At 62.6% G+C, this 14,651-nt stretch carries 10 protein-coding genes; 5 read left to right on the forward strand and 5 right to left on the reverse strand.

The genetic code is table 11. From position 1 onward, the window contains the following. The gene (locus tag ACR9Y2_RS07890; RefSeq protein ID WP_435040532.1) at positions 1 to 2,031 is read left to right on the forward strand and encodes an amylo-alpha-1,6-glucosidase; all 2,031 of its coding nucleotides are present in this window, start codon (positions 1 to 3) and stop codon (positions 2,029 to 2,031) included. 139 nt (positions 2,032 to 2,170) lie between these two features. Beyond that, positions 2,171 to 2,278, forward strand: coding sequence for a hypothetical protein (locus ACR9Y2_RS07895; RefSeq protein ID WP_435044836.1), 108 nt, complete (start codon positions 2,171 to 2,173; stop codon positions 2,276 to 2,278). A 1,045-nt stretch (positions 2,279 to 3,323) separates the two neighbouring features. Here the strand turns inward: ACR9Y2_RS07895 and ACR9Y2_RS07900 are convergent. Next, positions 3,324 to 4,835 carry a sulfatase family protein gene (locus ACR9Y2_RS07900; protein ID WP_435040533.1) on the reverse strand — a complete coding sequence of 504 codons (1,512 nt, stop codon included), beginning with the start codon at positions 4,833 to 4,835 and terminating at the stop codon, positions 3,324 to 3,326. 143 nt (positions 4,836 to 4,978) lie between these two features. On the opposite strand from ACR9Y2_RS07900, the gene ACR9Y2_RS07905 reads away from it, so the two are divergent. Next, positions 4,979 to 5,800 (forward strand): DUF4159 domain-containing protein, encoded by an 822-nt coding sequence (locus tag ACR9Y2_RS07905; protein WP_435040534.1) that lies wholly within the window; start codon positions 4,979 to 4,981, stop codon positions 5,798 to 5,800. On the opposite strand, the gene ACR9Y2_RS07910 is transcribed toward ACR9Y2_RS07905, so the two are convergent. The 4 genes from ACR9Y2_RS07910 to ACR9Y2_RS07925 all read right to left on the reverse strand — a co-directional run bounded on the left by ACR9Y2_RS07910 (position 5,797) and on the right by ACR9Y2_RS07925 (position 12,779). Next, the gene (locus ACR9Y2_RS07910; protein ID WP_435040535.1) at positions 5,797 to 6,849 is read right to left on the reverse strand and encodes a sialidase family protein; all 1,053 of its coding nucleotides are present in this window, start codon (positions 6,847 to 6,849) and stop codon (positions 5,797 to 5,799) included. The two genes, ACR9Y2_RS07905 and ACR9Y2_RS07910, sit on opposite strands and share 4 nt — an antisense overlap. Continuing rightward, positions 6,846 to 7,952, reverse strand: coding sequence for a sialidase family protein (locus ACR9Y2_RS07915; protein ID WP_435040536.1), 1,107 nt, complete (start codon positions 7,950 to 7,952; stop codon positions 6,846 to 6,848). The genes ACR9Y2_RS07910 and ACR9Y2_RS07915 overlap by 4 nt, the downstream gene beginning before the upstream one ends. A gap of 94 nt (positions 7,953 to 8,046) precedes the next feature. Next, a complete protein-coding gene (locus ACR9Y2_RS07920) occupies positions 8,047 to 11,535 on the reverse strand; it encodes a TonB-dependent receptor domain-containing protein (RefSeq protein ID WP_435040537.1) in 3,489 nt (1,162 codons plus the stop codon). Between the two features lie 296 nt (positions 11,536 to 11,831). Then, the gene (locus ACR9Y2_RS07925) at positions 11,832 to 12,779 is read right to left on the reverse strand and encodes a dihydrodipicolinate synthase family protein (RefSeq protein ID WP_435040538.1); all 948 of its coding nucleotides are present in this window, start codon (positions 12,777 to 12,779) and stop codon (positions 11,832 to 11,834) included. Between the two features lie 97 nt (positions 12,780 to 12,876). Between ACR9Y2_RS07925 and ACR9Y2_RS07930 the strand changes: the two genes are divergently transcribed. Then, positions 12,877 to 13,734 (forward strand): IclR family transcriptional regulator, encoded by an 858-nt coding sequence (locus tag ACR9Y2_RS07930; RefSeq protein WP_435040540.1) that lies wholly within the window; start codon positions 12,877 to 12,879, stop codon positions 13,732 to 13,734. 17 nt (positions 13,735 to 13,751) lie between these two features. Further along, entirely contained in the window at positions 13,752 to 14,576 is an 825-nt protein-coding gene (locus ACR9Y2_RS07935) for an HAD family hydrolase (RefSeq protein ID WP_435040541.1), read from the forward strand. The last annotated feature ends 75 nt before the right edge of the window (positions 14,577 to 14,651 follow it).

The following is a 14,651-nucleotide window of genomic DNA, read 5'->3' on the forward strand; positions in this document are numbered from 1 at the left end:
ATGTACACTCAACCCATCCTGATACCCGGATCCATCTGCGCCGACCTGCCTCGGGCATCCACCCGCGAATGGCTCGAGACGAACGGCCTGGGCGGCTTCGCCTCGTCCACCATTACGGGTCTCAACACGCGCCGCTATCATGGCCTGCTATGCGCCGCCACCAAGCCGCCGGTGGGCCGGCTGATGCTGCTCTCTAAGGTGGAAGAGACGCTGGTCGTCGATGGCCGCCGCTACGACCTGTCCGTCAACCAGTACCCGGGCGCCGTGCATCCCACGGGCCACCAGTACCTGCGCGAGTTCCGGCTCGACCCCTATCCTGTGTTCGTTTACCAGGTGGAGGGGCTGGAGCTCGAGAAGCGCCTGTTCATGGTTCATGGCGAGAACACCACCGTACTGGAATACGAACTCCGCGCACTGGATCGCGACGGGCTGCCGGCCTGTGAACTGGAGTTGCGGCCCCTGCTTGCGTTTCGCGACTACCACGCCACGACGCACCAGAATGAGGCCATCCACGGCGGCTTCGACTGCACGCCGGGCCTGGCCGTCCTCACTCCTTATGCGGGCCTGCCGTCGCTGTTCCTCGCGCACGATGCGGGACAGGTGGAGGCCGCGGGCCACTGGTACAACAACTTCGAATACGCGGTCGAGCGCGAGCGCGGCCTCGATTTCCAGGAGGATCTTTTCCAACCGCTCGTCCTCCGCTACGCATTCGACCGGCGCGCCCAGGCGACACTCATCGCCTCCACCGGCCCGCGCGACGCCGCTTCCGCGCCTCAACTGCGCCGCGATGAACAGGCCCGGCGCTCCGCGGTCCTGACCGCCGCACCCTCCCCTGAACCCATTGTCCAGGCACTGGTGGCGGCGGCCGGCCAGTTCATCGTCCAGCGCGGCTCGCTCAAGACGGTAATCGCCGGGTATCCCTGGTTCGCCGACTGGGGCCGCGACACGATGATCGCCCTGCCCGGCCTCACCCTGTGCACCGGCCATCCTGAAACCGCGCGGCAGATATTGCAGGCCTTCGCCGAAAGCGTCGATCAGGGGATGCTGCCCAATCGTTTCCCCGACGCCGGCGAAGCGCCCGAATACAACACCGGCGATGCCACGCTCTGGTTCTTCGAAGCGATCCGCGCTTACCTGGCGGCCACGGGGGACTTCCCCTTTGTCCGCGACCACCTCTTCGCCGCGTTGCAGGACATCATCAATGCTCACTTGCGCGGCACGCGCTACGGCATCCGTGTGGACAACGATGGGCTGCTTCACTGCGGCGAACCCGGGGTCCAGCTCACCTGGATGGACGCCAAGACCGGAGACTGGGTGGTGACCCCGCGCACCGGAAAGCCCGTCGAGATTCAGGCGCTGTGGTACAACGCGCTGAGTATCATGGAGGACCTCAGTCATCGCTTTGGCGATCTCGGAGCAGAGCTGTTTCTCCGCAAGCTGGCGGATCGCACGCGTTCCAGTTTCAACGAGCAGTTCTGGAATGACGAAGCGGGTTGCCTGTACGACGTGGTGGACGGTTCCGGTCACGACGCGTCCGTCCGGCCCAACCAGATTTTCGCCGTCAGTCTCCACCACTCGATGCTCTCGGCCAGCCGCGCCAGCCAGGTGGTGCGCACTGTTCATCGCGACCTGCTCACCCCGCTGGGCCTGCGGTCGCTTTCCCCTCGCGATCCTGCTTACCGGGCGCGCTATGAGGGTGGCGTGCATGAGCGTGATTCCGCTTACCACCAGGGGACCGTCTGGCCCTGGCTCCTGGGGCCGTTCATCTCGGGCTATGTCCGCGTGCATGGCGGTTCCTCGCAGGCAAAGGCCGAAGCGTCCGCGTGGCTCAAACCGATTTCCGCACACCTGTCCGAGGCCTGCCTGGGGCAGATCAGCGAGATCGCCGATGCCGATGCGCCGCATACGCCCCGCGGCTGCCCGGCGCAGGCGTGGAGTGTAGCCGAGATCCTCCGCGCCGCTCTCGAGGACGTCTTTTCGCAGCCCAGTCCTGCCGCCGTTGGCGAGCGGCAAACCGCGCTCGTCCGCTGATTGCTGGCCTGGCGCGAGGCGTCCGTCTTCACTTCCTGTAGACACGGCCGGAATCCGGCCCTACTACGGCGTCTTCGACAACCTGGCTTACCGGGTGGAGGATGGCAGGGTGACCCTGCTCGACCAGGTTGTGCGCCCGGTGCTGAGAGACTCCGCTGCCCGCGCCGTCAAGGAGATCGAAGGGGTGCGGGAAGTCCGGAACGAGATCGAAGTCCTGCCGTTGTCCCGAGGGCGACGCCAACATTAGGAAATATTTACCATTCGTCCTGCAATTCCGTCATGGCGAAACTCCCTGCAGTCGGCGCAAGTCTTTCATTTTAAACAGAAACAACTCTGGCACCCGGCGTGCATCAATTCGAGGGGTGTCATACTCAGTCACACGCGGAGTCAACCTGTGACAGCTCCAATGATGGGAGAAACCCCCCACACGAACCAATCAATTAGAGGCCTCACGTGCCCGCGCTGTGGTTGGAATAGCGTTCGCGCTTCCCTACAGCAAGGCCCCGGTGATACCCTCTTGGCCCTGTTCTGTCTTGAGCCCAAGCGGTGCAGCAAGTGCCTTCACAGGTTCTTCCGCTTCAACCGCCATGCCAAGTATGTTCTGCCTCTCGTGATCTGCTTACTGGTTGGAGGCATGGAACTTAAGAGGCAAATCAAGCAGTACCGGATGGATGAAGCCCGGGAGAGAGCCGTGCAAACCATGGCGATGCCGGGCGGTACCCAGGAGGTGTCCACTCCGAATCAGACATCCCGGGCGGCCACGAAGCCGGAAACGAAACCAAGCCGTTAGTTGGTGCAGGATCCCCCTATCTGCGGGGATCGAATGTTCACTTCGTCTTCCCCCTTGTGCGGGGACTCCCCCTAAGTGGTAAATATTTCCGACCTAGGGACCAGTTCGCACAAATCTACCGGTACCTCAGTACTTCGAGGGAGGCTATCTCCCTAGTTTTCAATCTGACGGTTTTGGCCGGAAAAATGCTTATTAATCTGACGATGCCTATCACAAACGCGTGCTCCATGGATGTGAAATCGCGGCGTAGCCTCCCGTCGAAGGAAGCTGCCAGGCCGCTTGCTTCAAAACAGCGTCCTCACCGTTGCACGAGCACCGAGCGGCTTGCCGAGAAGCTCCTGCAGAGCCCCAAGTTCCTCACTGATCTGCGTATTGTGATGCAGCGCATGGAAGCGGGCGAGTAGTCCGCGCACGAGAACTGACGACTGATCTCTCTCCTCCCTGCCGGGCGGTTCGTCGACCTTACCAGGAAATCGAATCGTCCGGCCTCCCTTTTCGCTCCTCAAGCCCGCGTCCTGCCCGCCTTCTTAATCTTCTCCAGCGTCTCCAGCATCTGCTTCACCTTGTCGGGAAACTGCCCGGCCAGATTGTGCTGCTCACCCGGATCCTCTGAGAGGTGAAACAGTTGGGGCTTGGGGTCGTTGCCGAGTTCGATGTGCGTCTCGTTCGTCTTCGGTCCGGCTTTCGCTTCGATTACCTTCCAGTCGTCCACAATTAGAGAGAGCGATCCGGCATGCTCCACCAGGGACTCCCGCCCTTTCTTCGTCTGGCCCAGCAGTACGGGCAGCATGTCCAGGCTGTCGGGCGCAGCTTCCGCGGGCAGAGCTTGCCCTGTCAGGTTCGCGAACGAGTTCAGCAGATCAACCTGGCAGAAGAGGGCATCGGAGACCGTGGGCTTCACATGGCCCGGCCAGCGCAGCAGGAACGGCACCCGTGTCCCGCCGTCATAGGAACTGTACTTCCCGCCGCGCCAGGGGCCGGACGGCTTGTGCCCGCCCAGTTTCTCCACCGCCTGGTCCTGGTAACCGTCATCCACCACGGGCCCGTTGTCGCTGGTGAAAATGATCATCGTATTGTCGGTCAGCTTGTTCCGGTCCAGGGCGTCCATCACCTGCCCGACGGTCCAATCGAGCTCCGCGATCACGTCACCGCGCGGCCCCATCGGAGTCTTGCCCACGAATCGCTTGTTGGGCATTCTCGGCACGTGGATGTCGTGCGTCGCGAAATAGAGGAAGAACGGATTGGCCTTGTGCTGCTCGATGAACGACACAGCCTTACCGGTGATCGTATCCGCGATATCTTCGTCCACCCAGCGCGCCGACTTGCCGCCGGTCATGTAGCCGATGCGGCTGACCCCGTTCACGATCGTCATGTCGTGACCGTGGCTGGGGTGCATCTTCAGCAGTTCGGGATGAGCCTTGCCCGTCGGTTCGTTGCCCACCTGCTTCTCGTAATTCACGATGATCGGATCCTTCGGATCCAGCCCGACCACCCGGTGGTTCTCGAGGTACACGCAGGGTACGCGATCGCCGGTCGCCGGCAGCAGGAAAGAGTAATCGAACCCAATCTCCAGCGGACCGGGTTTGACCTCTCCATTCCAGTTCACATTGCCCTTGCCTAGCCCCAGGTGCCACTTGCCGACCGCTCCGGTGGAGTACCCGCTCTTCTTCAGCATCGCCGGCAGGGTGTAGCGACCCGGCTCGATGATGAGAGAGGCGTCTCCCGGCAGAATGCCGGTGCCCGGCCTGCGCCAGGCGTATTCTCCGGTCAGCAGCGCATAACGGGACGGAGTGCAGGTGGCGGAGGGCGAATGGGCGTTGGTGAACCGGACGCCGCTCCCGGCCAGGCGGTCGAGATTCGGAGTCTTCACGCGCGTCGCGCCGTAGCAGCTCAGGTCTCCATAGCCGCAATCGTCGGCATAGATGTAGACGATGTTGGGCTTCTGCGGCGCCGCCATCGCCCGGCCCTGGGACAGCAGCGGCAGGGCGGAGCACAGGAACTGCGAACGCGTCATTTGCATAGGGTTACCTCGGAACCCTTCCAAAAGATCGCATTTCGATGCAGCCCGTCAAGCGGGGCGCGTCTAGAATATAGTCAAACCACACGGGCGGTGCAGGCCGTCTGAGAAGTGGAGTGGTTCCGAAGAGAGGCGGATTCATGCGGGCTGGCTGGGTCGCCGCAGCGTTGTTGTTTTGCGCCGCCGCCGGATTGGCGCAGCGCTACTTCCCGTTTGCCCGCCGGGCAGAGGGTCCGCGTCCAGTCTTCGAAACCAAGACGGAGTTCCATTTCGTCCGCCTTGAATACACAGACCTGCCCCAATACCACCGCCGCTTCGGCTTCTCCTCCCGCAGCGCCAGCGGCAATGGCTGGTGGATGATGGACTGGCCCGATGCCGATGAGCACTTCACGCAGGGCATCCAGCGCCTGACGCGCATTCATACCGGCGACCCGCACCACTTCAGCCTCACCGACAAACAGCTCTACGACCACCCCTGGATCTACGCGACACAGGTGGGCTGGTGGGGGCTCTCCGACGCGGAAACCGCCAACCTGCGCGAGTACCTGATGCGCGGCGGCTTCCTGGTGGTCGACGACTTCTGGGGTGACGAGCAGTACGAGACCTTCCGCCGCACCATGGAGCGCGTCCTGCCGGGCGAACCCATCGTCGATATCGAAGAGACCGATTCAGTCATGCACGTTCTCTACGACATCCGCGAGAAAGACCGTACCATCATCCCCGGCACACGCCACCTGCGTCCGGGCCCTAATGGCGCCGCCAGCGCCCAATACCCGCCCGGAGCCGTGCCCGCCTGGCGTGCCATGACCGACGGCAAAAAGCGCATGGTGGTGGCCGTCAACTTCAATACGGACGTGGGCGATGCGTGGGAGTACGCCGATGCGCCGGAATACCCCGAGGCCATGACTACGCTGGCTTACCGGTATGGCATCAACTACATCGTTTACGCGATGACGCACTAACGGCCGGCCTGGATCCATCCTTCATCCAGCACCGCATGCACGATCACCGTTCGGCCCTTCGTCGTATAGACCAGGTGGATCTTGCCGTCCTTCGTCTGGATCGCAACAGGGTAAGCAAACCCGTCCTTGCCCGTCCCGACGTCGCGCTTCCACGGCCACGTCTTGTCCTTGTCGGCGGACAGCGCCACTGTCAGCGGTGTCCGGTCTTCCATCGAGTTGTTGTAGACGAGGAACAGCTTTCCGCTCTGCAGTCGGATGAAATCCACGGCCGCATTGGGATTCGGGAACTGCGAGTCCTGCCCTTCCGTCCAGGTCTTGCCGCCATCCTTCGATTCGGCCCGGATCACGTAGCCATCCTTCACGGGCCCATAGCCGCCGCCCCGCCGGCAGTAAGCAACCAGGTGCCCGGGCTCGATCTCCGCCGCCGCCGGCTGAATGTTGCCCTTCTTTGACCGCACCTGCCCGCTCTCCAGCCACTGCCGCTTCTTTACGTCCCAGCGCAGGAACCACGACGTCGAATCCGGTCCCACGTTCTCGGTATCGCGCCCCGTCTCGTGATAGGCCGGCAGCAGGTATTCGCCGGAAGCCAGCACAATGGGCCGGCCGCGCACCATCATCCCTTCGCGTTCCGACACGACGAAGCTCTCTGACCACGTCTTCGCCTGGTCGTGCGACACCTTGGCCTGGATCCGCGACGTCGACCACGTCTCGCCCCAGCGCACCACGTAGAACAGCCACACCACGCCATCGGGCGCCTGCCAGACCACTCCGTTGCCTACGGACCGGAACGGATCCGAGGCAATCAACTGCGGGGCCGACCATTTCTTCGACGCCTGGTCGAAGCGCGAACCGAACACGCCGGTTTTCACCGCGTACTCATCCGCCCCGCCGTAGTAGACGAGGTAGAGATCGCCGTTCGAAAGCTCCGTGATCGACGCCGGGTGCTTGTAGGGTCCGGTCTTGACCTCGGGCCCGAAAACGCGTTCCGTCACGAGTTCACCCGACCACCCCAGCGTCAGGAAAAGAAAGAAAGCTGCAATGAGTCTCATAGACCTTTATCCGCACTCCAGATTGTGGCCGCGATCACGCGTTCCGTCTGCGCCTGTTCGGGGAAGTAGTACACGGTGACCAACTGGCCGTCCGGCCGCTGCACGGTCCGTGTGTAGCCCAGGTCCCAGGCCGCGCCATCCTGGCGCAGGATGATGTCCTTGCTCCACGTTCTGCCGTCGTCTTCACTCAGCACCGCGCGAATGCCGTAGGGCTCGCCCCGATACCCGTACGTGAGGCACAGCCGCCCGTCTTTCAGCCTCAACATGGACGGCGGATTGCCGCTGAACCCGCCCGTGAACTGCACCGGCCGCGTCACCAGCGTCCAGTTGCTGCCCAGGTCGTCGGAAGCCCAGAGCTCGATCCAGTCCGTCTTGTCGTCCTTCTTGACCCGCACCGCGGTCAACAGCCGCCCGCCGGGCAGCCGTACGGTGGAAGGCATGATGGAGAACAATGGCGGCTCCGGTCCGATCCAACCCTGGACCTTCCAGGTCACGCCGCCATCCTGGGTCCGGATACACAGCGGCCGTCCCTCGCGCCCGTTCTCCTTGGCCGCCGTGACAAAGGCCAGCGCGTCCCGCCGGCCCAGCACGACATAGTCCGTACGCGCCGCGATCCCCTTGCGCCCGAACATGGGCAGCTCAAACGGACCCGCCCAATCCTTGCCTCGATTCGCCGTATGCCAGAGCCGCGACGGCCCCGTATGCACGCCGCTGAACCGCAGCGTCATCGCAAATCCGGGAGCCGTGAAGTCCATCGGCTGGGTCAACGCCACGGCCGCCGGGCCGCCCTGTTCCGGTGGCAGCAGGCTCTTCGGAGCCTCAATCGACCACGTCTCGCCGCCATCCAGGCGGCGCGCCAGCCTCGGCTCTTCCGGCTTGCTGCTGTCGTACTGATGCCGGTCCATGGGCATCTGCTTGAAGTAGGCGGCGCTGAAGCCCACCAGGATCTCCTGGCCCCAGCTCCAGATGCCATGATTCGCCGGCCAGCCGCCAAAACGGCCGCTCTCGCGGTAAACCACCTTGTGACGCGGAGCTGCCGGCGCCGCCCACAGCGCGCTGCCCATTCCGGCCAGGACGGTTCGACGTGTCAATCGCAAAGCCATGGTCCTCCACTCTATATAAAAAATGCCCCCGGACACGAGGTACGGGGGCACGGAGAAGCGATCTGCAGCCAGACTTCTGAGAGATCCGCCCCGGCTAGAAGATGATCTTCATCACCAGGGAGATGATCCTCGTCTCATTGTTCATGTCCGCCTTCAACTGGCCGAAGCGCGAGTTGGTGACGTCCACCGACTGCGGCTGCCCAAACCAGGGGTGATTGAAGGCGTTGTAGGCGTCGGCGCGGATCTGCCACTTCACACGTTCCTTGATGAGGAACTGCTTGTAGACCGAGATCTCGGCCGACTTCACGCCCTGCGCCCGCACGTCGGAGAACCGCGTGGGGAAGTCGCGGACGGTATAAGCCGCCTGCGCCTTCTTCGGGAACAGGGTCACGTCGAACCACTTGTCGTAGGACGGATCCCAGTAAGTGCGCCCGTTGGCCTTCGCCAGTTCAGTGCGCTGGTCGTTCGTCAGCTTGGCGCTGCGAGCGGCGATGTTGGCGGCGTTCGGGAAGTCCATGATGAAGCCGGACTGCAGCGCGTACTGCGCGCTCAGGTTCCAGCCGCCCACGATGCCGTTCACCACGGCATTCGAGTGGCCCAGCACCGGCTTGCCCTTGCCGAACGGCAGTTCATAGATCGCCTGGATCGTGAACTTGTGCGGGATGTCATACTGCGCCAACCGCTTCTCCAGCTTGGTGGAGAGCAGGTCGTTGGTATTGGTGTCGGTCTGGTCCAGCACGCTCACCTGTTCCAGGGTCTTTGACCAGGTGTAGGCCGCCTGCATCATGAAACCCTTCGAGAACCGGCGCGTGAGGCGCGACTGCAGCGAGTGGTAGTTCTGCTTCCCGATGGGCACGTCGGTGATGGTCACCTGCGAGAACTGCGGGAAGGCATACAGCAACTGGGCGCGGGGAATGGTGGCGCCGTTCAGGCCGGAGTTCGGCAGCAAACCCGCCATCGGGTTGTCCACCTTGGCCGTGAAGTACGCCGCGCGCTGATCCACCGGAATCTTCGCCAGCTCGCTGGCAGGAATGAAGTTCTGGTTCAGGTTCACCGGCAGCCGGTTGGTCAGGTTGCCGACATAGGAGATGTCGGTCACCATGTTGAACGGCAGTTCCCGCTGGAAGCCGATGCTGAACTGGTGCGAGTAAGGCAGGGGGCGGTTGATGTACTGCCCGGTGACCGCCTGCCCCAGGTTGGTGGACAGGCCCTGCGTGCTGCCGATGGGCTGCAGCAGGCCGCCCGGATAGATGGACGACGGGAACGGATCGCTCAGCGAGGCCGCCGGCGTCAGGTTGCCGTCGGTCGACGCCACCAGCGGAGTCTGCCGGCTGAAACCGGTTGCCTGGCCCCAGGAGGACTGGCCCAGCATGCTCAAGCCGTAGCCGCCGCGGATCACCCACTTCGGCATCGCGTTCCAGGCGAAGCCCACACGCGGCTGGAAGTTGTTGCGCTTCGGCTGGAAGGCCTGCGCGCTGACACCGTTGACGCCGGCGTAAACCAGGCCGCCCTTGACGTTCAGGCCCGCCACCTTGCTGGCAATCGGGCTGGCCGTGGCTGTGTCGAACGTGCGGATCATGCGGTTGAAGCGTTCCTGCGCGGGCGCTTCATAGTCCCAGCGCAGCCCGATGTTCAGGGTCAGCTTCGACGTCAATTTGAAGTCGTCCTGGACGAATACGCCGTAGTACTGGCTGCGGTAGGCGGGGTCGATGTTGCGGTCCACGTAGCCGCCTGTCGGATAGCCCAGCAGGAAGGTGGCGAAGTCGTTGCCCGACAGGTCGTCGCCCTGCGTCGGGTTGGCCTGCGTCCACGAGGGGTTGAAGTCGTAGCGGCCGCTGGCCAGGCCCGGCTGCAACTGGTTGCGGTTATAGCGCCGGATGTCGCCGCCGTACTTGATGATGTGCCGGCCGCGGACCCAATTCATCGTCGGCGTGATGCTCCACGTGTCGCTGGCTTCATAGCTCTTCACCGTGTTGGCGCCCACTTCTGTGGAATTGCTGAAATTGAAGCGCGGGAACTGGATCGTCGTGAACTGTCCCACCAGCGCGTCGGAGAAGCCCAGCTTGCGCGGGTCGAAGTCCTCGGCGTAGGTGTTGCCGCCGAAGCCCTCATAACGGGCCAGGCCGCCGCGGACACTCAGGACCATCGTCGGGCTGAGCGTGTAGGTCCATTCGGCGCCCCAATTGCGGGAAACGCGCGTCGAGGGCCATTCCGTGCTCGGCTCCGCCGCGTTGGTGCCCCACACGCGGCCGGCATGGTTGATCCAGGGCGTTTCGCCGTAGCGGAACGCAATGCTGCTCTTCTGGGTCAGCTTCAGGTCCATGCGGCCCAGCCAGCTGTTGTAGCCGTTCATGTCCGGCGTGAAGCTGCCGTAGTTGTCGCTGTGCGCCGCGTCGGTGCCGTTGCTGGTGGGCAGCGGGATGTAGGACGTCACGTTCTTGGCGATCGCGCTCATGCGGGTGCCCGGGATGATGTTGCCCGTGAACGGCGTACGCACATACTTGCCGTTGGTATCCAGCCGCGTGGTCGTCGGATCGTAGATGGTCACCATGTCGCCATCGCCGTTCAGCGTCTTCGAGAAGTCGCCGCCGCGTTCGGCTGCCGTCGGCACCGTCCTGATTTCGCCAGAGGTGTTGTGCTCCCGCAGGCTCTCCAGCGACAGCATGAAGAACGCCTTGTTGCGCCCGTCGAACAGCTTCGGCAGGATCACCGGACCGTCGACTTCAAAGCCGTAGGTGTTGTTGCGCATCGGATTGCGGCCATCGCCCTGCGCGTTCGCGATCCAGTCCGCCGAGTTCAGCTTGTCGTTCTTGAAGAACTCAAACAGCTGCCCGTGCAGGTCGTTCGTGCCGGACTTGGTCGTGATCAACGTGACGCCGCCGCCAATGCGCCCAAACTGCGCGTCGTAGGAGTTCGTCTGCACGGTCACTTCCTGCGTCCCGTTCAGCGCCGGGGCGTAGGCCACGCCGCGATCGAGCTTCGTATTCGAGACACCGTCGATCAGCGTCTCGTTCTCACCGCTGCGGCCGCCGCCGATGGAGACGCTGTTGATGTTGCCGAAGGCGTACAGCTCCATCGAACCCCAGTAGCGGCTGTTCTTGATGACACCGGGCAATGTGTACTGAAACTGGTACAGGTTGCGGCCCGCTGTCGGGATATCTTCGATGGCCTTGGTTTCGATCGTCGCCGACCGGGTGGACGTTTCCGTCTGCAGCAGGCTCAGGTCGCCTGTCACCGTAACGGAATCGCTGGTCTGGCCGATCTCCATCCGGAGATCCAGGGCCGGGTGATCGGCGGCCGCCAGGTTGATGTCCGACTTCACCATTTTCTTGAAGCCGGCCTTATCCGCCGACAGATGATACTTGCCGGGCAGAAGAAACTGAACGAGATAGAACCCTGACTCGTTGGATACTGCTTCGGTCGTGGTGCCACGTTCGACGCTGGTGACTCGAACCTGAACGCCGGGCACAATTGCGCCGGTCGGATCCGTCACGATGCCAGACAGGGATGCGCGCACATCCTGGGCCACCAAGCCCAGTCCGGATGCGCACAACAAAACACACAGGGAGAGAAGTCGCTTCACAAGACCTCCGGAAGCATAGTGGATGGTTCTTCATTTCACGAGGTTGAAATAATCGAACCTCGTATCAAAATTCTGTATTGAAGTATAGGTTCTGAAACAAAATCCTGTCAATCGACATTTGTGTATCATTTTCCGGTATTCGCTTACATGTACAGTAAGTGACCGAAAAGTATCGAAAGGTAGGAATTTGGAGGCGTTCAGCCGCCCCGGACAAGCATGAAGCGTTGAAAAATACTACACACCGCCTGTGGAACACGGGCGGTGTTGGCGGTCTTGTTGGACCCGGATTCGGGCTGCTAGCTCTGGCGCAGGCTCAGCGTTTCTGAAGCAGGCACGCCCAGAATCTCGCTTGCGCCCGGCCACCATTCACAGAACCAGGCCTGGAACTCAGCGCACTGTTGTTGACGCGCCGCCGAAGCCGGCAGCGCAAACGTGGCGGTGCCGAATCCGCGCACCGCGGAGACCAGCTTGATGCCCCACGGAATCGGGAAAGGTTCCAACTGAGCCAAAAGTTCGTCCAGGAGTCCGGAAATTCTCTCGAAGAGCCCCGTCTGGCCCGCGACGCCCGCTTTCCACAGCCCGATGGTCAATTCGGGTAGCACTCCAGCCACTCCGGAGATGCTGCCGTCGCAGATTTGCCGCCGGATCGCCTCGGCCAGCACCGTGTCGTTGCCCACCAGGCGTACCCCGGACGGGCCGTCGGGCGTAGTCAGCGAAGTGAGGATATCCAACTGGCCGCTGCTATCTTTTATCCCAGCCAAACCAGGCAGGTCGCGGATCAGGTCCAGGCATAAAGAAGAGTCCAGCCGCGCCGTGAAGGACGGCAGGTTGTAGAGCAGGGCGGGCACACGCAAAGCGCCCACAGCCTGCCGGTAAAACTCCGCCAGATCCTCCTGCGCATAACGGAAGAAGTGCGGCGGGGGGATCAGGATGACGTCAGCGCCCTCCTCCTGGGAAACATGGGCGAATGCGATGGTTTCACGCAGGCTGGCCGCGCCCACTGCGCTGACAACCAAACCACGGCTGCCCGCAATCCGTCTCGCCCGGACCACTGCTTCGATCCGCTCCGATTCCGAGGCGGCGACATACTCACCTGTCGCTCCGTTGACGCACAACCCCACTCCGCCAGCACTCATCAACAGCTCGGCATTGCGTTCAAACAGGTCCCACGCGGGTCCACCTTCGGCATCGCGGGGCAGCAGCACCGCGGGAATTATTCCACCTATCTGTTGATTCCGTAGCATAATACTGAACGGGTACCCCTACAGCCGGTGATACACCGGCGGGAGTGTTCCCGAAATTGTATAATAGATTCAATTGTTGTGATCGTCAAACAATAAAATGAAACGACGTTCCATCGCCAAGCCGGCGCCCGTCGAAGCCGTACAGGAATCCAGGTCGTTGGCCAAGGGTCTGCAGATCCTAGAAACCCTCGCTCGCAAGGGCAACCCCATGAATCTACGGGATATTTCCGAGTTCGCGGGGCTGGGCAAAGCCTCCACCCTACGTTTGCTCCGGACTTTGCAGGCCACCGGCTACCTCGCCCGCGACGCCAACGACAATTATGAACTCGGTCGCGACTGGCCCTCCATCCAGCAGCAGAACCGGCTGCGTTCAGTTCGCGAGCTCTCGCTGCCGTTTCTACAGGGCCTCAACGCCGAACTGGGCGAGACGGTGGCCCTCGCCTTCCTGTTCGAAGACGTAATCCGCGTCGTCGAAGTCATGGACGGCACCCATCACATCCGGATGTCCAACTACCGCGGCGGCATCCTTCAGCCTTACGCCTCGTCGCTGGGCAAGTCCATCACGGCCTATCAGACGCCGGATGTGGCGCAGCGGCTGCTCTACACCTACGGGATCTTTTCCCTGACCCCCAATACACTCACCGACTTCCGCGCCATCCAGGACGACCTCACCATGGTTCGCCAGCGCGGTTATGCGTGGGACCGCGAGGAAACTGTCCCTGGCGGAACCTGCATTGGAGCGCCCATCATCTGCGGCAATGGGGAGGTATTCTCCTCCGTGTCGATGTCGATGCCCAAGGCGCGCTTCAGCAAACAATTGGAAGAACTTCTGCCGGGCATGATCACTGACTATGCTTCCGGTATCGCGAAAGCGCTGAAGCAGGCTGGTGTGTGCGAAGGCGCCCCGGCCAAGCCAGCCGCAACCGTGCTCGCTCCCGCAAAGAGCGGCGCCTGATCCCTGTCTGTCCAACAATGAATCCAACTCTTCCGCAATCATTAGAAATCCTGCCCGGCGCCGGCTCAGCCTCAGGCGCCAAAGTTGCTCTCTTCGATTTCGACGGTACGCTCTCCCTCATCCGGGCCGGCTGGGCCGACGTCATGGTGCCCATGATGGTCGAGGAACTCGCCTCTACGAAGACCGGCGAATCTGAGGCCGAGCTCTCCGCCATCGTGCGCGACTTCGTCGACCGCCTCACCGGCAAGCAGACCATCTACCAGATGTTTGAGCTCGCCAGCCAGGTGGAGAAGCGCGGTGGCACGCCGGCCGAGCCCCTCGTCTACAAACGGCGCTATCTCGACCTGCTCCAGGAGCGGATTGCCGGCCGCCTGAAGGAGCTCGAGGACGGCGGTTCGAAGGAAAAGTACATGGTGCCCGGCTCCCTCGAATTGCTCGAACTGCTGCGCAGCCGCGGCATGACGCTCTATCTCGCCAGCGGCACCGACGAGAGCTATATGAAGGCTGAAGCCGACCTGCTGGGTGTCACGCCCTACTTCAATGGCGGCGTATTCGGCGCCCTGGACGACTACAAGAGCTTCTCCAAGAAGATCCTCATTGAACGCATCATCGCCGGGGCTGAGTGCGACGGCCACGAGATCCTCGGCTTCGGCGACGGCTATGTCGAGATCGAAAACGTGAAGTCCGTGGGCGGCGTCGCCGTTGGTGTCGCTACCGACGAAGGCGAGTGCCTGGTCATCGACGCCTGGAAACGCAACCGCCTGGCAGGAGTCGGCGCCGACTACATCGTGCCCAACTACTTAGGTCTCGCGGAATTGGGCCGCCACCTTTTTCCTGCTTAGCCGGGTGCAGTGTAACCGCTCCGACATGATAGAAAGAATGGAGCGCCCGGCGGTCTCGGGCGCCTCCCTGAGTAC

The organism is Paludibaculum fermentans, from assembly GCF_051172195.1.
In the GTDB taxonomy this organism is placed as follows: domain Bacteria; phylum Acidobacteriota; class Terriglobia; order Bryobacterales; family Bryobacteraceae; genus Paludibaculum; species Paludibaculum fermentans_A.